22 protein-coding genes are annotated in these 22753 nt (G+C 55.5%); 17 read left to right on the top strand and 5 right to left on the bottom strand.

Features of this window, described 5'->3' with window-relative positions; genetic code table 11:
• Nucleotides 1-197 precede the first annotated feature (197 nt).
• Nucleotides 198-434, top strand: a complete 237-nt coding sequence (locus AB6731_RS08595; RefSeq protein ID WP_020885245.1) for a DUF2754 family protein — start codon at nucleotides 198-200, stop codon at nucleotides 432-434.
• Here the strand turns inward: AB6731_RS08595 and ddlA are convergent.
• Nucleotides 431-1531, bottom strand: a complete 1101-nt coding sequence (gene ddlA, locus AB6731_RS08600) for a D-alanine--D-alanine ligase (protein WP_086463107.1) — start codon at nucleotides 1529-1531, stop codon at nucleotides 431-433. The genes AB6731_RS08595 and ddlA overlap by 4 nt on opposite strands.
• Nucleotides 1532-1634: 103 nt before the next feature.
• Between ddlA and AB6731_RS08605 the strand changes: the two genes are divergently transcribed.
• The 6 genes from AB6731_RS08605 to adrA all read left to right on the top strand — a co-directional run bounded on the left by AB6731_RS08605 (nucleotide 1635) and on the right by adrA (nucleotide 7302).
• Nucleotides 1635-2318, top strand: coding sequence for an extensin family protein (locus AB6731_RS08605; RefSeq protein ID WP_371006193.1), 684 nt, complete (start codon nucleotides 1635-1637; stop codon nucleotides 2316-2318).
• A gap of 169 nt (nucleotides 2319-2487) precedes the next feature.
• Nucleotides 2488-3702: a multidrug efflux MFS transporter gene (locus AB6731_RS08610; RefSeq protein WP_025204998.1), complete on the top strand. Its 1215-nt coding sequence runs from the start codon at nucleotides 2488-2490 to the stop codon at nucleotides 3700-3702.
• Nucleotides 3703-3911: 209 nt separating this feature from the next.
• A complete protein-coding gene (gene iraP, locus AB6731_RS08615) occupies nucleotides 3912-4172 on the top strand; it encodes an anti-adapter protein IraP (RefSeq protein WP_014168818.1) in 261 nt (86 codons plus the stop codon).
• 99 nt (nucleotides 4173-4271) lie between these two features.
• Nucleotides 4272-5687 carry an alkaline phosphatase gene (phoA, locus tag AB6731_RS08620; protein ID WP_371006195.1) on the top strand — a complete coding sequence of 472 codons (1416 nt, stop codon included), beginning with the start codon at nucleotides 4272-4274 and terminating at the stop codon, nucleotides 5685-5687.
• An 89-nt stretch (nucleotides 5688-5776) separates the two neighbouring features.
• Complete coding sequence (gene psiF / locus AB6731_RS08625) at nucleotides 5777-6097, top strand: phosphate starvation-inducible protein PsiF (protein WP_014168820.1); 321 nt, start codon at nucleotides 5777-5779, stop codon at nucleotides 6095-6097.
• 101 nt (nucleotides 6098-6198) lie between these two features.
• Entirely contained in the window at nucleotides 6199-7302 is a 1104-nt protein-coding gene (gene adrA / locus AB6731_RS08630; RefSeq protein WP_063215184.1) for a diguanylate cyclase AdrA, read from the top strand.
• A gap of 16 nt (nucleotides 7303-7318) precedes the next feature.
• On the opposite strand, the gene proC is transcribed toward adrA, so the two are convergent.
• Entirely contained in the window at nucleotides 7319-8128 is an 810-nt protein-coding gene (proC, locus tag AB6731_RS08635) for a pyrroline-5-carboxylate reductase (RefSeq protein WP_020885239.1), read from the bottom strand.
• 97 nt (nucleotides 8129-8225) lie between these two features.
• Between proC and AB6731_RS08640 the strand changes: the two genes are divergently transcribed.
• From AB6731_RS08640 to ppnP, 5 genes are all read left to right on the top strand, one after another.
• Entirely contained in the window at nucleotides 8226-8684 is a 459-nt protein-coding gene (locus AB6731_RS08640; RefSeq protein WP_181240157.1) for a YaiI/YqxD family protein, read from the top strand.
• 144 nt (nucleotides 8685-8828) lie between these two features.
• Entirely contained in the window at nucleotides 8829-9353 is a 525-nt protein-coding gene (aroL, locus tag AB6731_RS08645; RefSeq protein ID WP_059306748.1) for a shikimate kinase AroL, read from the top strand.
• Between the two features lie 44 nt (nucleotides 9354-9397).
• Entirely contained in the window at nucleotides 9398-9589 is a 192-nt protein-coding gene (gene yaiA / locus AB6731_RS08650) for a protein YaiA (RefSeq protein WP_013095817.1), read from the top strand.
• 237 nt (nucleotides 9590-9826) lie between these two features.
• Nucleotides 9827-10504, top strand: coding sequence for an AroM family protein (locus tag AB6731_RS08655; RefSeq protein ID WP_032670756.1), 678 nt, complete (start codon nucleotides 9827-9829; stop codon nucleotides 10502-10504).
• Nucleotides 10505-10575: 71 nt separating this feature from the next.
• Complete coding sequence (ppnP, locus tag AB6731_RS08660) at nucleotides 10576-10863, top strand: pyrimidine/purine nucleoside phosphorylase (RefSeq protein WP_014168827.1); 288 nt, start codon at nucleotides 10576-10578, stop codon at nucleotides 10861-10863.
• Nucleotides 10864-10908: 45 nt separating this feature from the next.
• Here the strand turns inward: ppnP and rdgC are convergent, their stop codons facing one another.
• Complete coding sequence (gene rdgC, locus AB6731_RS08665) at nucleotides 10909-11823, bottom strand: recombination-associated protein RdgC (protein ID WP_014882739.1); 915 nt, start codon at nucleotides 11821-11823, stop codon at nucleotides 10909-10911.
• Nucleotides 11824-11946: 123 nt separating this feature from the next.
• Between rdgC and mak the strand changes: the two genes are divergently transcribed.
• The gene (gene mak, locus AB6731_RS08670) at nucleotides 11947-12852 is read left to right on the top strand and encodes a fructokinase (RefSeq protein ID WP_025204991.1); all 906 of its coding nucleotides are present in this window, start codon (nucleotides 11947-11949) and stop codon (nucleotides 12850-12852) included.
• Between the two features lie 60 nt (nucleotides 12853-12912).
• Here the strand turns inward: mak and sbcC are convergent, their stop codons facing one another.
• Together sbcC and sbcD are read right to left on the bottom strand one after the other, a co-directional pair.
• Complete coding sequence (gene sbcC / locus AB6731_RS08675) at nucleotides 12913-16044, bottom strand: exonuclease subunit SbcC (RefSeq protein ID WP_371006198.1); 3132 nt, start codon at nucleotides 16042-16044, stop codon at nucleotides 12913-12915.
• The gene (gene sbcD / locus AB6731_RS08680; RefSeq protein ID WP_014168831.1) at nucleotides 16041-17246 is read right to left on the bottom strand and encodes an exonuclease subunit SbcD; all 1206 of its coding nucleotides are present in this window, start codon (nucleotides 17244-17246) and stop codon (nucleotides 16041-16043) included. The genes sbcC and sbcD overlap by 4 nt, the downstream gene beginning before the upstream one ends.
• Before the next feature lie 187 nt (nucleotides 17247-17433).
• Between sbcD and phoB the strand changes: the two genes are divergently transcribed.
• From phoB to proY, 4 genes are all read left to right on the top strand, one after another.
• Complete coding sequence (phoB, locus tag AB6731_RS08685; RefSeq protein WP_008503265.1) at nucleotides 17434-18123, top strand: phosphate response regulator transcription factor PhoB; 690 nt, start codon at nucleotides 17434-17436, stop codon at nucleotides 18121-18123.
• A gap of 21 nt (nucleotides 18124-18144) precedes the next feature.
• Nucleotides 18145-19440 (top strand): phosphate regulon sensor histidine kinase PhoR, encoded by a 1296-nt coding sequence (gene phoR, locus AB6731_RS08690; protein WP_014168833.1) that lies wholly within the window; start codon nucleotides 18145-18147, stop codon nucleotides 19438-19440.
• Nucleotides 19441-19849: 409 nt separating this feature from the next.
• Nucleotides 19850-21169 carry a branched-chain amino acid transporter carrier protein BrnQ gene (gene brnQ / locus AB6731_RS08695; RefSeq protein WP_014168834.1) on the top strand — a complete coding sequence of 440 codons (1320 nt, stop codon included), beginning with the start codon at nucleotides 19850-19852 and terminating at the stop codon, nucleotides 21167-21169.
• Between the two features lie 81 nt (nucleotides 21170-21250).
• Entirely contained in the window at nucleotides 21251-22624 is a 1374-nt protein-coding gene (gene proY / locus AB6731_RS08700; protein WP_014168835.1) for a proline-specific permease ProY, read from the top strand.
• Nucleotides 22625-22753: the final 129 nt, after the last annotated feature.

Raw genomic sequence — 22753 nt, forward strand, 5'->3', positions numbered from 1 at the left:
TTGACAGGTCATAGCATTTGTCAATATCAGAATCGTGTTAATTTACCCTAAGGAATTCTCCTGGATTGTCGAATTCTGCAGCGCATCACAATTTCTTAACTTAATTGAAACAACAGCGTATTTCAGAATTTCCGCATCAGCCACAGACCTCGTCATAAATCTGTGAGAGGATATCTTTTTTTCCTGCCGGAGTTGTCATGAAGCTCACTTCCAAACTACGCCGTGACTGGCATTACTACGCCTTTGCTATCGGGCTGATCTTTATTCTTAACGGTGTCGTGGGGCTGTTGGGATTTGAAGCAAAAGGGTGGCAAACGTATGCCGTGGGTCTGGTGACCTGGGTTATCAGCTTCTGGCTGGCGGGGATGATTATCCGCCGTCGTCCTGAAGAGACGACAGCGGATGAGACGGAAACGGCGAAGAGTCCCGATTAACCGTTTACGGAGCTTTTCAGGGCGCTGTCCGCAGCATGACGCTCCAGCGCCAGTTCAATCAGGCGGGTGATAAGTGCTGAGTAGCTAAGCCCGCTGGCCTGCCACAGCTTGGGATACATGCTGATGTTGGTGAAGCCCGGCAGGGTGTTGATTTCATTAATCACCACCTCGTTTTCAGGCGTCAGGAATACATCCACGCGCGCCATGCCGCTGCAGCCGAGCGTCTGATAAGCGTTAATCGCGATCGCGCGGATCTTATCGTTGATTGCCGGATCGATATTCGCAGGCACAACAACCTGGGCGCCTTTATCATCAATGTATTTGGTGTCGTAAGAGTAGAAATCACTGTTTAACACCACTTCACCGCAGGTGCTTGCCTGTGGGAAATCGTTGCCCAGCACGGCGCACTCAATTTCGCGGCCTTTGATGCCCTGCTCAACCACCACCTTATGGTCAAACTCAAACGCCAGGCTGACCGCTTGCGTGAACTGCGCTTCGCTTGTCACCTTGCTGACCCCGACGGAAGAACCCTGGTTTGCGGGTTTCACAAACAGCGGCAGGCCCAGCTGACCGGAAATCTGAGCGAAGCTGTGTTGGTCACGATTGGCGCGGGTGAGGGTGACAAACGGCGCAATATTCAGCCCCGCATCACGCAGCAGGCGCTTGGTGACGTCTTTATCCATGCAGGCAGCGGAACCCAGCACATCAGAACCGACAAACGGCAGGTTGGCCATGCGCAGCATCCCCTGCAGCGAACCATCTTCGCCAAGGGTGCCATGAACGATAGGGAAGACCACGTCAATCTGGGCGAGAGACTGCGCATTACCGGCGTCGATGAGTTGCCCTTGCACCACGCCGGGTACGGTCGCGACGCTGATTGCAGAAGGATTCAGGGCGATATGCGCCGGATCGTCAGCATTTAACAGATACTGGCAGGCATCGTTGACATGCCACTGCCCCTGTTTATCTATGCCCAGCAGCACCACGTCGAAACGGCTTTTATCGATTGCATCGACGATATTTTTGGCCGATTGCAATGAAACCTCGTGCTCCGCTGATTTTCCCCCAAAGACAATACCTACGCGCTGCTTTGCCATCTCACTCTCTTCCAGTCTGACGAAAAACCAATAACATACCACGATGCCCAGCGGGTTTCGCGGCCTTCTGCCATAATGTTTTGGGGAATGTTAAGGGGGGAGCGTGAAAGGAAAAACTCTGCTGACCGTTTTCATTATTGCGGCTGTCGCAACGGTGGGGTATCGCTGGTTGCCGTCTTACTACAACCCTTTCACGCCGCTACATCTCGACGACCCGCCAGGCCGCATTACCCAGTATAAGCTTCGGAACTTAACGCCCCAGGCGTGCGCGAGCCTGTTATCGCAGGCCAATCAACGCGCGCTTATCCGCACACAACCGGTCGCAGACAGCGGTGGGGAGTGTCCACTCCGTAACGTCGTCCGGGTACGTAACTTCGGTCCGGTCAGCCTGAACAGCAGTTTCCTTGCGAGCTGCCCGCTGGCGCTCAGTTCTGCCTTGTTTATCAGCCAGCAGGCCCGGCCACTCACCAGAAGCTATACGGGAAGTGAGCTGACGCGTATTGAGCATCTCGGCAGCTTTGCCTGCCGCAACATTTACCATCGCCCCGACGCGCGACGCAGTGAACATGCTACGGCAGAGGCGCTGGATATCACGGCGTTTGGGCTGGCAAACGGTGAGAGGGTCACGGTACAAAACGGCTGGAAGGCGACAAAAACGCAGCCATGGCTGAAAGGCATGCTGGCGGCGAGCTGCAGCTATTACGGTAACAGCCTGGGGCCAGAGTATAACGCTGCCCATGCCAGCCACTTTCACCTGGGGATGCGCGATTTTGGTCTCTGCCGCTGAAGCATAATATTCCGTCAGAAAATGGATTATTTGTGACTTATTTCACAAATATGATGACTGGGAAGATAAAACACCAAAGTCGGCAAGTGCGCATCTCTGGTGCGACGTCATAACGCGTAACTTGCTAATCTGTCGGCGAATTCGCCTAAAAATGAAGACTATTTCTTTTATGGAATCCTGGAAAGTTAATCTCATCTCGGTCTGGTTCGGGTGCTTCTTTACCGGGCTGGCCATCAGCCAGATATTGCCCTTCCTGCCGCTGTACGTGTCGCAGCTGGGCGTTACCTCCCATGAAGCGCTATCCATGTGGTCAGGTCTGACGTTCAGCGTCACGTTTCTGGTCTCTGCCATCGTCTCGCCGATGTGGGGGAGTCTGGCCGACCGCAAAGGGCGCAAGCTGATGCTGTTGCGCGCATCGCTGGGGATGGCGATAGCCATTCTGCTGCAGGCCTTTGCCACTAACGTATGGCAGCTCTTTTTCCTGCGAGCGGTGATGGGGCTGACGTCCGGGTATATTCCGAATGCCATGGCGCTGGTGGCCTCGCAGGTGCCCCGTGAACGCAGCGGCTGGGCGCTGAGTACGCTCTCTACTGCTCAGATAAGCGGGGTCATTGGCGGCCCGCTGCTAGGGGGCTTCCTCGCCGATCATGTGGGATTGCGCGCGGTGTTTATCATTACGGCCATCCTGCTGGTGGTCAGTTTTCTGGTCACGCTCTTCCTCATTAAAGAGGGAGGACGCCCCGTCATCAGCAAAGCTGAACGCCTGAGCGGCAAGGCCGTCTTCGCCTCGCTGCCCTATCCGGGCCTGATGATCAGCCTGTTTGTGACCACCATGGTGATCCAGCTTTGCAACGGTTCGGTCGGCCCGATTCTGGCGCTGTTTATTAAGTCGATGGAGCCAGACAGCAATAATATTGCTTTCCTCAGCGGGATGATTGCCGCCGTCCCGGGCGTATCAGCCCTCATTTCGGCGCCACGCCTTGGAAAACTGGGCGACAGGATCGGCACGGCGCGTATCCTGATGGCCACGCTGATTTTTGCGGTGGTGCTCTTTTTCGCAATGTCGTTTGTCACTTCTCCGCTTCAGCTTGGCGTGCTGCGGTTTCTGCTGGGCTTTGCCGATGGTGCGATGTTACCCGCGGTGCAAACATTGCTGGTGAAATATTCCAGTGACCAGGTAACGGGCCGTATTTTTGGCTATAACCAGTCGTTTATGTATTTAGGTAACGTTGCCGGTCCGCTTATGGGAGCCGCTGTTTCGGCAATGGCCGGTTTCCGTTGGGTATTTGCTGCTACCGCCATTGTGGTGCTGATAAATATTATTCAACTGGCTATTGCACTGCGTCGCCGCAGACAAATGGCAGAGGCGAAGTCGGCGCGATAACCGTTTCGCAGATGTATTATATATTCTTATGGTCGCCGCATTTTTATATAACTAAATGCGGCGTTTTTTATAGAAAAACGTTTCGCTGAAAGCCGCGAGGAATCTATTTTTCCTGCCGCATCACTTTTGCATAACATAATAAATTTCTTCTCTTTGCATAATGGATTCAGAATGCTAAGTTCAGACAAAACGGATAAGGAAATAGCACCATGAAAAATCTCATTGCTGAGTTGTTGGTCAAGCTTGCACAAAAGGAAGAAGAGTCAAAAGAGTTGGTCGCCCAGGTTGAAGCGCTGGAAATTGTGGTCACCGCGCTGCTGCGACAAATGGCGAAAAACGAACAACAGACGTTGATTGAGAACGTTGAAGGCGCGCTGGAAAGCGTCAGACCCGATTCCCAGGTGCCGGTTGAGGATGCTGAAATGCTCCGCCAGTACGTAAAAAAGCTGTTAAGGCATCCTCGCAACTAAACCATCACGGAACCTGACGGCGTGTCATAGAATTGTCATGCAGGATGCCTATAGTCGCTCTGTTTTATTTTTTATGTATTTGTACATGGAGAAAATAAATTGAAACAGAGCGCACTTTTCATCGCATTACTTCCCCTGTTAATGTCACCCGCTATTTATGCCGACACTCACAATACCAGCGTGCTGGATAATCGTGCGGCCAAAGGGGATATCACCCAGCCAGGCGGCGCGCGCCGGTTGACTGAAGATCAAACCGCCGCCATTCGCGCTTCGCTGAATGAGAAACCCGCTAAAAACATTATTCTGCTGATTGGCGACGGGATGGGCGATTCCGAAATAACGGCAGCACGAAATTATGCCGAAGGCGCGGGCGGCTTTTTTAAAGGTATCGACGCACTGCCTCTCACCGGACAATATACCCATTACGCGCTGGATAAAAAAACCGGTAAACCCGATTACGTGACGGATTCTGCTGCCTCTGCCACGGCGTGGTCCACGGGTGTGAAAACCTATAATGGTGCGCTGGGTGTAGATATTCACGAAAAAGATCACCAGACCATTCTGGAGATGGCTAAAGCGGCGGGACTGGCTACCGGCAACGTCTCTTCGGCTGAACTTCAGGATGCAACGCCAGCGGCGCTGGTGGCGCATGTCACCTCGCGTAAATGCTACGGCCCGTCGGTGACCAGCGAAAAATGCCCCACTAACGCGCTGGAAAAGGGCGGCAAAGGCTCGATTACGGAACAACTGTTGAACGCACGTCCTGACGTGACGCTGGGCGGCGGGGCGAAAACTTTCGCGGAAACCGCAACGGCGGGCGAATGGCAGGGCAAAACGCTGCGTGAGCAGGCGCAGGCTCGCGGCTATCAGCTGGTGAGCGATGCATCTTCTCTGGCGGCGATTACCGAAGCAAGCCAGGATAAACCGCTGCTGGGTCTTTTCTCTGATGGCAATATGCCGGTGCGCTGGGAAGGGCCAAAAGCGTCCTACCACGGCAACATTGATAAACCTGCCGTAACCTGTACGCCAAACCCAAAACGTACCGACAGCATCCCGACGCTGGCGGCGATGACCGATAAAGCGATCTCACTGCTGAGCAAGAGTGAAAAGGGCTTCTTCCTGCAGGTGGAAGGCGCGTCTATCGATAAACAGGATCATGCGGCTAACCCGTGCGGTCAGATTGGCGAGACGGTCGATCTGGACGAAGCAGTGCAGAAGGCACTTGAGTTCGCGAAGAAAGACGGCAACACCCTGGTGGTCGTTACCGCAGACCATGCGCACGCCAGCCAGATCATCCCAGCGGATACCAAAGCACCGGGCCTGACGCAGGCGCTGAACACCAAAGACGGCGCGGTGATGGTGTTGAGCTATGGCAACTCTGAAGAAGAGTCCATGGAGCATACCGGAACCCAGCTGCGCATCGCAGCATACGGTCCGCATGCGGCAAACGTGGTAGGGCTGACCGATCAAACGGATCTGTTCTACACCATGAAAGCGGCTTTGGGGCTGAAATAATAAAAGCCCGGCGGAAATCACATCTGCCGGGTGGTTTTTTTCCTGTCACGAACCAGACTTACAGTGAATGTTCACAAAAGGATGGTGCAATGAAAACAACATTACTGGTTACTCTGCTCTCGGGTCTGTTCCTGATCTCATCGGCGAACGCGGAAGAGAAAACATTAACGCCGCAGCAGCAACGCATGACCACCTGTAATCAACAGGCGACCGCACAGAGCCTGAAGGGCGATGCCCGTAAGACCTACATGAGCGGTTGCCTCAAAAACGGTGCCGCGAAGCCGGGTGAGAAAAGCCTGACGCCGCAGCAGCAAAAAATGCGCGAGTGTAATGCGAAAGCGACCGAACAGTCCCTGAAAGGCGACGATCGCAGCAAGTTCATGAGTGCCTGTCTGAAGAAAAACGTGTAGTCCTATCGGGTGAGTGGCCCCGGCGGCTCACCCGAAATTTCATACTTTCCCCGTAAGCCCCCTCTCTATAATTTGGGAAATATTTCAGAATATTCCCAAAAATGATGAATGATGAATCTTATTACAATATAAAGCGCATTCGGGAAGAGTGGAATATGACCCTTTCTCAGGATGACCCCCACCGTACCGGGATCCCGTTTGCCCGGCGAGCCCGGCTGGCGCGTGTTGTCGGACTGGCAGCGATGTTCTTCCCCCTCTCTGGCGTGCTGGTCACCTTTTCTGTATCCGGCGTCTGGTGGTTGTTCCTGGTGGGGTGGGCATTTGTCTGGCCCCATTTCGCCTGGCAGTGGTCCTGCCGTGCTGCTTCTCCTCATCAGCAGGAACGCTTTAATCTGAAGATTGATGCCATTATTGCCGGGCTTTGGATCGGCATGATGGGGATCAATGCGCTACCTACGGCAGCGCTGCTGATGATGGTGGGAATGAACATGATGGGGGCCGGCGGCTGTCGGCTGTTTTTTACCGGCATCATGTTAACCCTTCTGTCTTCCCTGGTGACGCTCCCCGTCGTGGGCCGGGTGGCTGTCTTTAACCCGGAGCCTCTGGCATGGGGCTTAACGCTTCCCGTGCTGGTGTTATATCCGATGCTTTTTGCCTGGCTCAGCCATCGTACTGCCATCAGGCTTGCAGAGCATAAACGGCGGCTGGAGCTGATGAGTACTCGCGACGGCATGACCGGCGTCTTTAATCGCCGGCACTGGGAAGTGCTGCTGAGAAATGAATTTGAACACTGTCGCCGCAACCACTGCACCGCCACGATTTTGCTTATCGATATCGATCATTTTAAGAATATCAATGACACCTGGGGCCACGATGTGGGTGATGAAGCGATCATTGCCCTGACGCGGCAACTGCAGCTAACGGTGCGTTCCGGGGATGCGATAGGCCGTTTTGGCGGGGATGAGTTTGCGGTGATCATGTCCCGGACGGCGGCTGACAGTGCCATCGCCGTGATGTCACGCGTACATGAGAGGCTGGAAACGCTGTCGTTACCGTGTGCGCCCAAGGAATCTCTGCGTATTAGCGTCGGTGTCGCGCCCTGGGGACCGCAGTTCGGGCACTATCGGGAGTGGTTAAAAGCGGCCGATGTGGCGCTGTATAAGGCCAAAAATGCCGGACGCGGCCGCACCGAGGTGGCCGCCTGACGTCCGGAGCAGATAATCAGGATTTACTCAGTTTCTCTGATTTTTCCATGCATTTTGTCATCGCTTCAATAACGGCCGAACGGAAGCCGCGTTCTTCCAGCACCCGCACCGCCTCGATAGTGGTTCCGCCAGGCGAGCAGACCATATCTTTCAGTTCACCCGGATGCTTACCGGTCTCCAGCACCATTTTGGCAGAGCCCATCACGGCCTGTGCAGCGAATTTATACGCCTGCGCTCGTGGCATACCGCCAAGCACCGCAGCGTCGGCCATCGCTTCTAAAAACATAAAGACATACGCAGGCGCTGAACCGCTCACTCCCACTACCGGATGGATCATAGATTCGGCAATGACTTCCGCTTCACCGAAGCAGCGGAAGATGTTCAGGACATCCGCCACGTCTTCCGACGTCACCAGCGCGTTAGGCGTGACGGAGGTCATGCCGGCGTTGACCAGTGATGGGGTATTCGGCATAGCGCGTACGATTTTACGGTCATGACCCAGCGCGCGCGCCAGCTGATCGAGCGTGACGCCCGCGGCAATCGATACGACCAGCGTCTCTTTGTTCAGGCTGGTGGTGATGTCGCTCAGCACTTTGATCATGATGTTCGGCTTGACGGCGCCAAAGACAATATCGGCTACCTGGGCCACTTCCTGGGCGCTTTCGGCTGCGTTGATCCCGTACCGATCGCGTAACGCGGCGACGTTGTCCGGTGATGGGGTGTAGACCCAAATCTGACCCGGCAGCACCTGTCCGCTGGCGATCAGGCCACCCAGGATGGCTTTGCCCATGTTACCGCAGCCGATAAACCCGATTTTCTTATCCATCACGATTCTCCGTCATTATGCGTTGTTTTCTCTGATTGATAGCTTAACAACGAAATGCAGGCGACAATAGTCGGCAGAATCATTATGGGGAGACAATATGGCGATTTGGGTTGATGCGGACGCGTGTCCGAATGTGATTAAAGAGATTTTATTCCGCGCGGCCGAGCGCGTGCAGATGCCGCTTACGCTGGTGGCGAACCAGAATATTCGCGTACCACCTTCCCGATTTATTCGCGCGTTGCGGGTTCCGGCCGGCTTTGACGTGGCGGATAACGAGATTGTGCGTGTGTGTAGCCCTGAGGATCTGGTGATCACGGCGGATATCCCGCTGGCCGCGGAAGTGATTGAAAAGGGAGCGGCGGCGCTGAACCCGAGAGGGGAGCGTTATTCGCCGGCGACCATTCGTGAAAGACTCACCATGCGTGATTTTATGGATACGCTTCGCGCCAGCGGCGTGCAGACCGGCGGGCCAGACAGCCTGTCCCAGCGCGATCGCCAGCAGTTCGCCGCAGAGCTTGATAAGTGGCTGCTCGAAGTCAAGCGTCGCACTGCGTAATGATAACCATTGTCACTTTGTGGTACAGTATGGCCTCCGCAGGGTTGTCATCCCGTACCGCTTTGCAGTAAAGTAAACGCAACATCTTCTGCAATTATTTCTTTACGCTCTTCGGCCATCCGGCATCAAGGGGAACACCTGGTTATGACCCAACCCATCTTTTTAGTTGGCCCCCGCGGCTGTGGGAAAACCACCGTTGGCCTGGAACTGGCACGCGCGTGCGATCGTCAGTTTGTTGATACCGACCACTGGCTGCAAACCGAAGCCGGGAAAAGCATCGCGGAAATCGTTGAGCAAGAGGGGTGGGAGAGCTTTCGCGCTCTTGAAACGGCCGCGCTGAAGGCGGTCACCACGCCGTCTGCTGTTATCGCAACCGGTGGCGGCATTGTTCTCGCCGAGTGTAACCGTCGCTTTATGCGTGAAAAAGGGATTGTCATCTACCTCAGCGCACCCGTTTCGGCCCTGGTAGGGCGGCTGGAAGCATTTCCGGAAGAGGGACAACGTCCTGCGCTGACCTCCCGGCCGCTCAGCGAAGAGGTGAGCGAAGTGCTGGCCGAACGCGATGCGTTATACCGCGAAGCGGCACACCACGTTGTGGATGCTTCCGCTTCACCCGAGGACGTGGTAATTCAGATTATTACCGCTCTGCGTTTGGCTTGTGCCAGCTAAGCGGCGTCTATACTTATAGCTCAGACATAAAAAAAGGATGAGCTATGCCAACCAGACCTCCCTATCCACGTGAAGCACGCATCGTTACCGTTGAAAAAGGCAATGGCGATCAAACCGTCACCTGGTATCAGCTGCGTGCCGATCACCCCAAACCAGACTCTCTGATCAGTGAACATGAAACTGAACAGGAAGCGCTGGATGCCAAACGGCGCTACGAAGATCCTGATAAGTCGTGAATGAATTCCTAAAGGGCTAAATACCGTGCCTGAATCACACTTTTTACTCATCGCAAATGTTAAGCAGGAGTTAATATTTAGTTATTACAGGTAACTCCGTAACGGGCAGGCGATCTTTACATTTCGCGATGGGGATCACCTGCTACGCTTGGTGCTGTTTTGTTGAAAAAACGAACTGTGCAGCGTAGTGAGCCTGTACCTGTGTGAAAGATTTAGCGGTAATGGAAGGCGATGAAGATGAAGGCGACGTTGGCGATCCTCACTATTGGTGTGGTCCCTGTAAGCGAAGTGTTACCGCTCTTAACCGAGCATGTATCTGAACAACAGATAACGCATCTAAGCCTGCTGGGGAAGATGAGTCGGGAAGAGGTCATGGAAGACTACGCTGTAGAGGCGGGGGAGGATCCCCTGGCGACGTTATTAAGTGACGGTAAACTGGCGCATGTTTCGCGTCAGAAAATAGAGCGCGCGCTGCAGAGCGTAATAGAAGTGCTCGATAATCAAGGCTATGACGTTATTTTACTGATGAGTACTGCACCTGTTAAGGGACTCATCGCGCGTAATGCGATTTTGCTGGAGCCGATGCGGATCATTCCGCCGCTGGTGGCCTCCATTGTTGACGGGCATCAGGTGGGTGTCATTGTTCCCATTGAAGAGCTCATGGACAACCAGACGGCAAAATGGCACGTACTCGAAAAAATGCCTTTGTATGCGCTGGCCAATCCCTTCTGGGATAGCGAGGCTGCGCTGATTGAGGCAGGACGGGAACTGCTGGAGAGAGGGGCCGATGTGTTGATTCTGGACTGCCTTGGATTCCACCAGCACCACCGTGATTTACTGCAAAAGGCGCTGGATGTCCCGGTGCTGTTGTCCAATGTTCTGATGGCCCGGCTGGCCGCAGAGCTGTTGATCTAATGATTTTGCGTGACAGGTGATGATCATGGCCCCTATAGTGAATTTTTATCTAAAAATATAAGGGCCAGTTCATGCTTCAAAGTAACGAATACTTTTCCGGTAAAGTGAAATCCATTGGTTTTACCAGCAGCAGCACTGGCCGCGCCAGTGTCGGCGTTATGGCTGAAGGGGAATACACCTTTGGTACAGCCGAAGCTGAAGAGATGACGGTGATCAGCGGTGCGCTCAACGTCTTACTGCCGGGGGAAACAGAATGGAAAGTTTACTCTGCCGGACAAGCGTTCAACGTCCCTGGCCACAGCGAATTCCATCTGCAGGTTGCTGAACCGACCTCTTATCTGTGCCGCTACCTGAAATAAAACGTTTTATTCCCTCTCCCTTCCGGGAGAGGGTCACTGCAGGCATTACCGCTGCGCTTCGCCGCCGAGGCCTTCTACCAGATTCTGAATTAACGCTGCCAGCTCTCCGGTCATCAGGATAAAGTCCGCGTCAAAGCGCTGGGCGTAATCTTCACGATCGATATCTTCGTTCTGATCGCGCAGCTCATCGCAGAATTTCAGACGCTTCACCGAGCCGTCATCGCACATCACAAACTGAATACGCTGCTGCCAGTCGAGTGCCAGTTTGGTCACCACTTTGCCCGCTTCAATGTGTACGGCGATCTCGTCGCTCACCAGATCCTGCTTTTTCGCGCGGATCACGCCGCCATCTTCGAGCAGAGCTTTGAGCTCGGCTTCATCAAGGATCTGGAAGCCCTGGGCCGCTGTACCGCTGCGCACCCATTCGGTCAGGGTCAGTTCAATCGGCGTTTCCAGCGCCAGCGGAACGACCGGTAACGAGCCGATGCTTTTGCGCAGCAGGGCCAGCGTATCTTCCGCTTTTTTGGCGCTGGCGCAGTCCACCATGATCAGCCCGTTAACGGTATCGATCCACATCATTGTCTGGCTGAAACGGCTAAAGGCGCGCGGCAGCAGAGAGTGCAGAACTTCGTCTTTCAGCGAATCTTTTTCGGTTTTTTTCAGCTTGCGGCCCTGTTCGGCTTCAAGCTTGAAAATTTTCGCTTCGAGCGCCTGCTTGACCACCGGCGTGGGCAGAATTTTTTCTTCTTTGCGGGCGCAGACGATGATTTGACCCGTGCTGCTGGCGTGGGTCAATGCATCGCTTTGTGAACCCATTGGAGGAACCCAACCGGTTTTGGCCATATCCTGGCTACCGCAAGGGGAAAAGCTATAAGCGGCTAACTGTTTTTCCATCTCTTCTGCACGCAGCGAAACGTCGCGGCTGAGACGGTAAACCATCAAATTTTTGAACCACAGCATGATAATTTCCACGGCCTTGTCGTTAAATCAGCGGGCATGATAACGAATTGTCGCATCGCTTGCATTGCTAATCGGGAAGCGGGCTTCTACTCTGTTGATAATCAAAATAATGAGGAGTGTCTTGTGCGCATTGGGATTGATTTGGGCGGCACCAAAACAGAAGTCATCGCACTGAGCGAGCAGGGGGAGCAACTGTTCCGCCACCGTCTGCCTACGCCGCGCGATGATTATCACCAGACTATCGAGACGATTGCCCGGCTGGTCGACATGGCTGAGCAGGCGACAGGGCAGACCGGCACCGTTGGGATGGGGATCCCGGGCTCAATCTCGCCCTATACCGGGGTGGTTAAAAATGCCAACTCCACCTGGCTCAACGGTCAGCCTTTTGATAAAGATTTAAGTCAGCGCCTGAACCGGGAAGTGCGTCTGGCAAATGACGCCAACTGTCTGGCCGTCTCCGAAGCCATTGACGGTGCCGCCGCAGGGGCCCAGACCGTTTTTGCGGTCATTATCGGGACCGGCTGTGGCGCAGGCGTGGCCCTGGGCGGGCGTGCCCATATTGGCGGCAACGGTACGGCGGGCGAGTGGGGACATAACCCCTTGCCGTGGATGGATGACGATGAACTTAAATACCGCGCCGAGGTGCCGTGCTATTGCGGCAAGCAGGGCTGTATTGAGACGTTTATCTCCGGCACCGGTTTTGCCACCGATTACCACCGCCTGAGTGGCCAGCCACTCAAGGGAAACGAGATTATGCGCCGGGTCGGGGAACACGATCCGGTGGCTGAGCTGGCTCTCAGCCGCTATGAAATGCGGCTGGCGAAATCCCTGGCGCACGTGGTGAATATCCTTGACCCTGACGTGATTGTGCTCGGCGGCGGGATGAGCAACGTCGACCGTTTATATGCCACGGTGCCGAATCTGGTGAAGCAGTGGGTCTTCGGCGGCGAGTGTGAAACCCCGATCCGCAAAGCGGTGCACGGGGACTCCAGCGGCGTGCGCGGCGCCGCGTGGCTCTGGCCGCTATAGCCATTCTCCCTCTCCCTACGTGAGAGGGGCGGGATGAGGGTGCCCTCATGCAGGGCACCCTCACTCCACCGCAAACACCTTATCCAGCTTGCTATACCCCAGCCCGTTAATCTTCTTCACTTTGATCTGCACCGGGATCCGCTCTTTCATCGCCTCGACGTGGCTAATCACGCCAATGGTTTTCCCGGTGGCGTTCAGCGCGTCGAGCGCATCCAGGGCGGTATCCAGCGTTTCGCTGTCGAGCGTGCCGAAGCCTTCATCCAGGAACAGCGAATCGATGCGTGTCTTGTGACTCACCAGATCGGAAAGCGCCAGCGCCAGTGCCAGGCTAACAAGGAAGCTTTCGCCGCCGGAGAGGGTACGGGTATCGCGCACCGCGTCCGCCTGCCAGGTATCCACCACTTCGAGTTCCAGCGCATCGCTGACCTTGCGCTGCAGCAAATAGCGCCCGTGCAGGCGATTTAGCTGCTGGTTGGCAAGCCAGACCAGATTATCCAGCGTGAGCCCCTGGGCAAACTTACGGAACTTGTCGCCGGTGCTGGAACCTATCAGCGAATTCAGATAGCTCCAGTCATCGGCCAGCCGCGCGGCCTCTTCAATATGTTGCATGAGCGCCTGCTGGTGCTGACGGTTATCGCTGTCCTGTTTAAGCTGCTGGCGGATCTCACCCTGATGAGTGGTGTTCTCCCGAAGCTGTTGCCCGAGTTGCTGTAGCTGCAACTGCAGGGTTGGCGCGTCGAGTTCCAGCCCTTCCGGTCGCTGCGTCTGATGAGCCTGCAGCTGCTGGTTTGCCTGTGCGAACAGCGCAGTTGCCTGCTGAAGCTGGTTTTCCAGGGTCTGCTTACGGTTTTCAAGACGGCGGATGGTCTCTTCATCAAGCAGTGCAGCCAGAAAGGCCTCCCGATCGGCGAAGCAGCTTGCGGTCAATGCGGCGGTGAAGTGCGTCGTGGCGTGCTGCAGCCGCTCGCTTTCGAGGCTTTCCTGCTGTTGCAAGGTGGCAAGCTGGCTCTGAAGAGAAACGCATTCGTCGTGCGTTTCGCGCCAGTTATCAGGAATGGCCGGTTCGGTTTCTGTGTCGTTTGTGGCGGGCAGGGTGTCGAGCAGCGGCATCAGAGCCGTCATGCGCTCCTGCATGACGCCATGCTGAGTCTGTTTTTCCTGCCACTGTGCGAACTCGGTTTCTCGTTCGTTCAGCCAGGCAGCCTCTGTGCCTTCTTCCGGGACGTTGAGTGACAGCGTAAGCAGGGTCGTTTCCAGCGCCTGGCGCGTGGCCGTCAGCTGCTGTTGATACTGACGCGCCTGCGCGTCCTGTTCATTCAGCTGTTGCTGCAGCGTCAGACGCTGGCTCAGCTGGTAAAGCTGACGCTCATACTGCTCTTGTTCGTTCATCCACGGGGCAATATCTTCCTGAATATTCAGAGTGATATTCAGGGACGCGCAAACGGATTGCCACTCTTTAGTGAGCGCTTGCTCCTCCTGAGAGAGCGTCTGAGCGTCGTCTGTCTCACGCTGGATCTGCCGGGTCAGGGCATTCACCTGGCCGAGAACTAACAATCCTTCCTCTTTAAGCGCAGCGACCTCTTTGGCTAACTGGTCGCGACGCTGCTGGTTGGCACTGAGCTCCAGCGCCTGATAGGCAGTGACCGCCGGGTGCGAGGTTGAGCCGCACAGCGGGCAGGGCTGTCCCGCCTGCAGCTGCGCACGCTCTGCCTCCAGACTTTTAATCTTCTCTTCCTGTCTGCAGAGCGTTTCAAGATCCAGATAATGTTGGTTTTTCTCTTTGTACTGCTGGCGGCGCAGCGTCAGCGTTTCATTGAGTTTAACCTGCTCTGCCTGGGCTTTCTGCAGGCTTTCACCGTTCTGGCGCAGACGTTGTTGCAGCGGCAGATAACGGGCCTGAAGCGACATCAGCCGCTGGCGGAAAGTCCGTGACTGAGCCTGTTGCTCCATCGCCACGCTGACCTCGTCAGCCGTGAGCGTCAGGGCGTTTTCCGGCATCTCTGCCAGCTTCTGGCGTAATTCAGCAATGCGCGTGGAAAGCGTGGCGATCTGATTTTTATCGCGATTCAGCTGTGCAAAATGGGCGCGCCAGCCTGCTATCTCCTGACCCCACTGACGATACCGCTCGTGCTCTGCCAGCCACTGTGCCAGCGCCGTAAGGTCGGTCTGCAGTTGTGCATGGCTACGCTGGGCCGTATTACGGATACGCGAGCGCAGCGCGGTTTTTGCTTGTAAGCGAGCATTTACTTCAACAATGCGTTGCTTCGTTTGCCCCAGTCGGGTGGTTTGCTCTTGCTGGCTGTCCCACAGTGGTCGCAGCTGGGCGGCGGGGTGAGCAAGCTGGAGCGTTGCCAGCTCGGGCGCAGCCTTGGTCAGTGCCTGTTGCGCCTGTTGCTGTAAGGTGGCAACGCGCTGCTGCTCACGTATAAGCTCGTCATTGCGCGTAAGCCACTGAAAATCTTTCTGTTGATTCTGCTGTTGCGCCAGCAGCGTTTTTTCTTCGTCAGTAAGTGCCTGCAAACTTTGCTGTAACTGCTGCTGTTGCTCTTCACTCAACAACACGACGCCTGCAGCCTGTGCTTCATGCACCTCAAGGGCGTTACGTGCGGCTTTGTGTTTCTCAAACACCATGGCGGAAATCTGACCGTAGATCTCGGTTCCGGTCAGTTCTTCCAGCAGTTCGGCGCGGTCGGAAGGTCTGGCATTGAGGAAGGCGGCAAATTGTCCCTGAGAGAGCAGCATTGAGCGGGTAAAACGGCCATAATCCAGCCCGGTGAGGGCGGCCGTTTGTTCCAGTTTATCCGACACTTTGTCGGCCAGAATTTTACCGTCCTCACAGCGTGCCAGCTCGACGCGTGGGGCCTGAAGATTACCGTCGGGCTGATTTCGCGCGCGGTTCTGACTCCAGAAAGCGCGATAGGCAATACCTTTGACTTCAAACTCAACTTCGGCAAGGCATTCGGCCGTGTCGCGCGTCATCAAATCGTTTTGTGCCTGGGAGACTTTCTGCAGGCGTGGCGTTTCGTGATACAGCGCCAGACAAATGGCGTCGAGCAGGGTCGTTTTCCCTGCGCCGGTAGCCCCGGTAATCGCAAACAGTCCGTTGCTGGCAAACGGCTCCGCGGTAAAATCGATTTTCCACTCACCCTTCAGTGAGTTGAGATTTTTCAGACGCAGGCTGAGGATTTTCATGCGTTTTCTTCCTCATCGTTCAGGGCATGCAGGGTGTGCGTAAACAGCTCGTTCAGCCGTGCGCGTTTCGCGTCGTCAATCTCCTCGTGGGAGAGCCGGCGTTCAAAAACCTCTTCCACCCTGAGTTCGCTGAGCGTTTCGCGCTGAGCGCCGAGCAGAATTTTCTCGCGCTGCTCGCGGCTGCGGCGCACCAGCAGCACCTCTACCGGCAGGTCTTCCGTGAGTACCTGAATTTTACGCTGTACATCATGCAGGTAGTCGGCGCTGGCGATCTCAATATCCAGCCAGACCGGCGGGTTTTGTTCCACGCCGCGCCACTGTTCAAGCTGGGCGGTGATGGCGTCCAGATCGCCTTTCAGCACCGCCAGCGGCTGGGTGACGGGCACTTCCAGCGTGTCAACGGCGCTGAGCTTGCCGTCGCTAAAGCTCACCAGATGGACACTTTTGGCTTTGCCGGTCTCATCAAAACTCAGCGAGATGGGCGAGCCGCAGTAGCGAATGTGCTCGCAGCCGCCGATAACCTGCGCCCGGTGGATATGCCCGAGGGCAATATAATCTGCGGGCGGGAAGTTTTGTGCCGGGAAAGCATCCAGCGTGCCAATATAAATGTCACGCACCGCGTCGCTTTTGCTGGCCCCAACGGTGGTGAGGTGCCCGGTGGCAATCACCGGAATCGCCTGGTCACCGCGAAGGGCACAGGCCTGGGCATGCTGCTGGTGGTAATAGTCGGTGATGGCCTGCAGCAAATGCTGCTGTTTTTCTGCGCCGGAAAGCCCCGCCTGGCTTTGGACAATATCGCGCGGGCGTAAAAATGGGATCGGACACAGTACCGCACCCGGCGTCCCGTCGCGCTTTTTCAGGATCTGCGGCGCATGTCCTGCGCTGGCCACCACGGTAGTATTGAGGAACGCCAGAATATCGCGGGATTCATTTAACGTTGCGACGGAATCATGGTTGCCGGCAACAATCACCAGATGACAGCCCGTTTGCTGCAGATTAACGACAAAACGGTTATACAACTCGCGCGCATAGCTGGGGGGCGAGCCGGTATCGAAGATGTCACCCGCCACAATAATGGCGTCCACCTCATGAGAGCGGGCCGTATCCAGCAGCCAGTTCAGGAACGCTTCGTGTTCAGCCGCCCGGCTTTTGCTGTAAAAATTTTGACCCAGATGCCAGTCAGAGGTGTGTAGTATGCGCATTGCTGATCCGTGGCGAAAAAGAGAAAGCAGGATTATAAACTGTCAGGGAACAGAAAATAACCGCTGTAATAAAACAACAGTTTGCCCTTTATAGTGGTACTGTTTTTCATAAATCTGTCATAAATCTGACGCATAATGACGCCGCATTACAAACTTGTAACTTAAATAAGATAAAACAGGGCAAAGTATGGCGAGACGTATTCTGGTCGTAGAAGATGAAGCTCCGATTCGTGAAATGGTGTGCTTCGTGCTCGAGCAAAATGGCTTCCAGCCGGTTGAGGCGGAAGATTATGACAGCGCGGTGAACCAGCTGAATGAACCCTGGCCCGATCTGATTCTGCTCGACTGGATGTTGCCTGGCGGCTCCGGGCTGCAGTTTATCAAACACCTGAAACGTGAAGCGCTAACCCGCGACATACCGGTTGTGATGCTCACGGCGCGCGGTGAAGAAGAGGATCGCGTACGCGGTCTGGAAACGGGGGCGGACGATTACATTACCAAACCGTTCTCACCGAAAGAGCTGGTTGCCCGCATTAAAGCCGTGATGCGCCGCATTTCACCGATGGCGGTGGAAGAGGTGATTGAGATGCAGGGACTGAGCCTTGACCCTACCTCACACCGCGTCATGACCGGTGAAAATCCCCTCGATATGGGGCCTACCGAATTTAAACTTCTGCATTTCTTTATGACTCACCCGGAGCGCGTATACAGCCGCGAACAGTTGCTGAATAACGTCTGGGGAACTAACGTGTATGTCGAAGACCGGACGGTTGACGTACATATCCGCCGCCTGCGAAAAGCGCTGGAACTGAGCGGCCACGATCGCATGGTGCAGACGGTCCGCGGCACGGGTTATCGTTTTTCAACCCGTTTCTGAACAATGACAGGAGTGTGACGCGTGCTGGAACGTCTGTCATGGAAAAGGCTCGTCTTTGAACTGATCTTATGCTGTATTCCGGCCTTCATTCTGGGGGCCTTTCTTGGATATTTGCCGTGGTTTCTGCTGGCGTCGGTTACCGGGCTGCTGATCTGGCATTTCTGGAACCTGCTGCGCCTCTCGTGGTGGCTGTGGGTTGACCGAAGTATGACGCCTCCGCCGGGAAGCGGAAGCTGGGAGCCGCTGCTGTACGGTCTGCACCAGATGCAGATGCGTAACAAAAAGCGGCGCCGGGAGCTGGGAAGCCTGATCAAACGCTTCCGTAGCGGCGCTGAGTCGCTGCCGGATGCTGTCATTCTGACGACCGAAGAAGGGACGATCTTCTGGTGTAACGGCCTCGCGCAACAGCTGCTGGGCCTGCGCTGGCCGGACGATAATGGCCAGAACATCCTCAACCTTCTGCGTTATCCCGAGTTCACGCTGTACCTGAAAAAGCGTGATTTTACCCGCCCCCACAACCTGAAGCTCAATAATGGGCGCCATCTGGAAATCCGAGTGATGCCTTACAGCGATCAGCAGTGGCTGATGGTTGCCCGTGATGTCACCCAGATGCACCAGCTGGAAGGGGCGCGACGCAACTTCTTTGCCAACGTCAGCCACGAATTACGCACTCCGCTGACGGTGCTTCAGGGGTACCTGGAGATGATGCAGGAGCAAACGCTGGAAGGCGCGCCGCGCGAGAAAGCGTTGCATACGATGCGTGAACAAACGCACCGTATGGAAGGGCTGGTGAAACAGCTGCTGACGCTCTCGAAAATTGAGGCCGCCCCCTCGCTGGCATTGAATGACACCATTGATGTGCCGATGATGCTGCGGGTGGTGGAGCGCGAAGCGCAGACGTTAAGCCATAAAATGCATCAGCTGACCTTCGAGGTCGACAACACGCTCAAGGTGCTTGGCAGCGAAGATGAGCTGCGCAGCGCCATTTCTAATCTGGTGTATAACGCGGTGAATCATACGCCAGCGGGGACGGATATCGTGGTGCGCTGGCAGCACACGCCAACGGGCGCTGAGTTCAGCGTAGAGGATAACGGGCCGGGGATCGCACCTGAACACATCCCGCGTCTGACCGAGCGCTTCTACCGGGTGGATAAAGCGCGCTCACGGCAGACCGGCGGCAGCGGTCTGGGGCTGGCTATTGTGAAACACGCGGTGAATCATCATGAAAGCCGTCTCGATATTCAAAGCACGCTGGGTAAGGGAACCCGCTTCAGTTTCGTTATCCCGGAACGATTAATTGCCAAAAAGATCGCCTGACGACAGGCGTGTCAGTTTACCTTTCCACGGGCCAGCGTTTGCTGGCCCGTTTGCTTTGCAGTCAAGCGAAACGCGGCTGAATATTATACGGCTGGCTGTTTTTTGTTCGCATGATTAGCCATGGGTTTTTCTTATAATTAGCGTATTATGCTGGTCTGATTTTTGATGCTGGCATATTGTTCTGGTTTCACGATCCCATCTTGCCTTTAAACGTTATAAGCGTTTAAATTGCGCCCCAGATACTGTCATACCGACTGTATTTGCGTGGTAAATCGAAAAACTATTCTTCTCCACGCCAGGACGGGAGCATATCCCGCTGAAATTGAGCAAATTTTCCGCTGTATCGTCCCGTCAGGGATAGCGAAAATCTCAATGTTTTCAACACCACATCCACAGGCAGTAAGGTTTTATGACCCATCACTTAAAATCGCGTGACATCATCGCGCTGGGCTTTATGACATTTGCGCTGTTCGTTGGCGCAGGCAACATCATTTTCCCCCCAATGGTTGGCTTACAGGCGGGTGAGCACGTCTGGACCGCTGCGTTTGGTTTCCTGATTACTGCTGTGGGTCTGCCGGTACTGACCGTCGTCGCGCTGGCGAAAGTCGGTGGTGGCGTTGATAGCCTCAGCACCCCGATTGGCAAAGTGGCCGGCATTCTGCTGGCGACCGTCTGCTATCTGGCCGTTGGCCCGCTGTTTGCGACCCCGCGTACCGCGACCGTATCCTTCGAAGTGGGGATTGCCCCGCTCACTGGCGATGGCGCGATGCCGCTGTTTATCTACAGCCTGATCTACTTCGCGATTGTGATTCTGGTTTCCCTTTATCCGGGCAAGCTGCTGGATACCGTGGGTAACTTCCTGGCTCCGCTGAAAATCGTGGCGCTGATTGTGCTGGCGGTTGCAGCCATCGTCTGGCCCGCAGGCCCGATTAGCGATGCGATGGACGCCTATAAAAACGCCGCGTTCTCCAACGGCTTTGTGAACGGCTACCTGACGATGGATACGCTGGGCGCAATGGTGTTTGGTATTGTTATCGTGAATGCCGCACGTTCCCGCGGCGTGACGGAAGCGCGTCTGCTGACTCGCTACACCATCTGGGCTGGCCTGATGGCCGGTGTAGGGCTGACGCTGCTGTACCTGGCGCTGTTCCGCCTGGGCTCAGATAGCGCCATACTGGTCGATCAAAATGCCAACGGCGCGGCGATCCTCCATGCCTACGTGCAGCACACCTTTGGTGGTGCGGGTAGCCTGCTGCTGGCGGTACTGATTTTCCTGGCGTGCCTTGTCACCGCCGTGGGTCTGACCTGCGCCTGCGCTGAGTTCTTTGCTCAGTATCTGCCGCTCTCTTACCGTACGCTGGTCTTTATCCTGGGCATCTTCTCCATGGCGGTGTCAAACCTCGGTCTGAGCCACCTGATTCAGGTCTCTATCCCGGTGCTGACGGCCATCTATCCGCCGTGTATTGTGCTGGTGGTGCTGAGCTTCACCCGCCCGTGGTGGAACAACTCGTCGCGAATTATTGCGCCAGCCATGTTTATCAGCCTGATTTTTGGTATCCTTGACGGGATTAAAGCATCCGCCTTTGCGCAAATACTGCCAGCCTGGACACAGCGTCTGCCGCTGTCCGAGCAAGGCCTGGCCTGGTTGATGCCTACCGTTGTTGCACTGGTTCTGGCCATTATCTGGGATCGTGCTGCAGGGCGTCAGGTCGCATCGAACGCCCATTAATCAACGGCAACAAACTGTTTAACCACGGGGCTTAAGGCCCCGTGGTTTTTTGTTTTTTTCGAGTTGAATGGCAAGATTTAAATGGAAAGCACTAACAAACTCAAACGTGGACTCAGCACCCGCCACATTCGCTTTATGGCGCTGGGATCCGCTATCGGTACCGGTCTTTTTTATGGCTCGGCAGATGCCATTAAAATGGCCGGTCCCAGCGTTCTGCTGGCCTACATCATCGGTGGCGTGGCTGCGTATATCATCATGCGCGCCCTCGGGGAGATGTCGGTTCACAATCCGTCTGCCAGTTCGTTCTCGCGCTATGCGCAGGAAAACTTAGGCCCGCTGGCGGGCTTCATCACCGGCTGGACCTACTGCTTCGAAATTCTGATTGTGGCTATTGCCGACGTTACCGCCTTTGGCATCTACATGGGCGTCTGGTTCCCCGCGGTTCCGCACTGGATCTGGGTGCTGAGCGTGGTGCTGATCATCTGTGCCGTCAACCTGATGAGCGTGAAGGTGTTTGGCGAACTGGAATTCTGGTTCTCCTTCTTCAAAGTTGCCACCATTATCATCATGATTATCGCGGGCTTTGGGATCATCATCTGGGGTATCGGCAACGGCGGTCAGCCAACGGGGATCCATAACCTCTGGAGCAACGGCGGCTTCTTCAGCAACGGCTGGCTCGGCATGGTGATGTCGCTGCAGATGGTCATGTTTGCCTACGGCGGGATCGAGATTATCGGCATTACCGCCGGGGAAGCGAAAGACCCGGAGAAATCCATTCCGCGCGCCATCAACTCAGTGCCAATGCGTATTCTGGTGTTCTATGTGGGGACGCTGTTCGTCATTATGTCCATCTACCCGTGGAACCAGGTGGGCACTAACGGCAGCCCGTTTGTGCTGACCTTCCAGCATATGGGCATCGCGTTTGCCGCCAGCATCCTGAACTTTGTGGTGCTGACCGCCTCGCTTTCGGCAATTAACAGTGACGTCTTTGGCGTGGGCCGCATGCTGCACGGAATGGCGGAGCAGGGCAGTGCGCCTAAAGTGTTTGCCAAAACCTCTCGTCGCGGCACGCCGTGGGTGACGGTAATGGTAATGACCGTAGCCCTGCTGCTGTCGGTCTACCTGAACTACATCATGCCGGAGAATGTGTTCCTGGTGATTGCGTCGCTGGCGACCTTCGCGACCGTGTGGGTGTGGATCATGATCCTGTTGTCACAGATTGCGTTCCGTCGCCGTCTGTCACCGGAAGAGGCGAAAGCGCTGAAGTTCAAAGTGCCGGGTGGGGTGGTGACAACCGCTGTCGGTCTGGTCTTCCTGGTCTTTATCATCGCCCTGATTGGTTATCATCCGGATACCCGTATCTCCCTTTACGTGGGCTGCGCGTGGATCGTCCTGCTGCTGCTGGGCTGGATGTTTAAATGCCGCCGCGACCGTCAGCTGGCGCAGGCACAGTAAACTTCCCTCTCCCCGCAGAGGAACTGGAAGGAGGCATCCGCTCACGCTGATGCCTCCTCCCCCGTCCTCCTCCCTCAATAAACCTCGTCATGATGAGCTAACCTTAACCACCCTGTGGCAAGGTGACGT

The organism is Enterobacter sp. RCC_40 (genome assembly GCF_041360735.1).
GTDB lineage: Bacteria > Pseudomonadota > Gammaproteobacteria > Enterobacterales > Enterobacteriaceae > Enterobacter > Enterobacter ludwigii.

Coding starts and splice junctions, on each gene's coding strand:
- psiF (WP_014168820.1), top strand. CDS start 5,777: ATGAAAACAACATTACTGGTTACTCTGCTCTCGGGTCTGTTCCTGATC.
- aroL (WP_059306748.1), top strand. CDS start 8,829: ATGACCCAACCCATCTTTTTAGTTGGCCCCCGCGGCTGTGGGAAAACC.
- AB6731_RS08640 (WP_181240157.1), top strand. CDS start 8,226: ATGGCGATTTGGGTTGATGCGGACGCGTGTCCGAATGTGATTAAAGAG.
- sbcC (WP_371006198.1), bottom strand. CDS start 16,044: ATGAAAATCCTCAGCCTGCGTCTGAAAAATCTCAACTCACTGAAGGGT.
- proY (WP_014168835.1), top strand. CDS start 21,251: ATGGAAAGCACTAACAAACTCAAACGTGGACTCAGCACCCGCCACATT.
- proC (WP_020885239.1), bottom strand. CDS start 8,128: ATGGATAAGAAAATCGGGTTTATCGGCTGCGGTAACATGGGCAAAGCC.
- iraP (WP_014168818.1), top strand. CDS start 3,912: ATGAAAAATCTCATTGCTGAGTTGTTGGTCAAGCTTGCACAAAAGGAA.
- sbcD (WP_014168831.1), bottom strand. CDS start 17,246: ATGCGCATACTACACACCTCTGACTGGCATCTGGGTCAAAATTTTTAC.
- AB6731_RS08595 (WP_020885245.1), top strand. CDS start 198: ATGAAGCTCACTTCCAAACTACGCCGTGACTGGCATTACTACGCCTTT.
- ppnP (WP_014168827.1), top strand. CDS start 10,576: ATGCTTCAAAGTAACGAATACTTTTCCGGTAAAGTGAAATCCATTGGT.
- ddlA (WP_086463107.1), bottom strand. CDS start 1,531: ATGGCAAAGCAGCGCGTAGGTATTGTCTTTGGGGGAAAATCAGCGGAG.
- AB6731_RS08610 (WP_025204998.1), top strand. CDS start 2,488: ATGGAATCCTGGAAAGTTAATCTCATCTCGGTCTGGTTCGGGTGCTTC.
- brnQ (WP_014168834.1), top strand. CDS start 19,850: ATGACCCATCACTTAAAATCGCGTGACATCATCGCGCTGGGCTTTATG.
- yaiA (WP_013095817.1), top strand. CDS start 9,398: ATGCCAACCAGACCTCCCTATCCACGTGAAGCACGCATCGTTACCGTT.
- phoB (WP_008503265.1), top strand. CDS start 17,434: ATGGCGAGACGTATTCTGGTCGTAGAAGATGAAGCTCCGATTCGTGAA.
- AB6731_RS08655 (WP_032670756.1), top strand. CDS start 9,827: ATGAAGGCGACGTTGGCGATCCTCACTATTGGTGTGGTCCCTGTAAGC.
- rdgC (WP_014882739.1), bottom strand. CDS start 11,823: ATGCTGTGGTTCAAAAATTTGATGGTTTACCGTCTCAGCCGCGACGTT.
- adrA (WP_063215184.1), top strand. CDS start 6,199: ATGATGAATGATGAATCTTATTACAATATAAAGCGCATTCGGGAAGAG.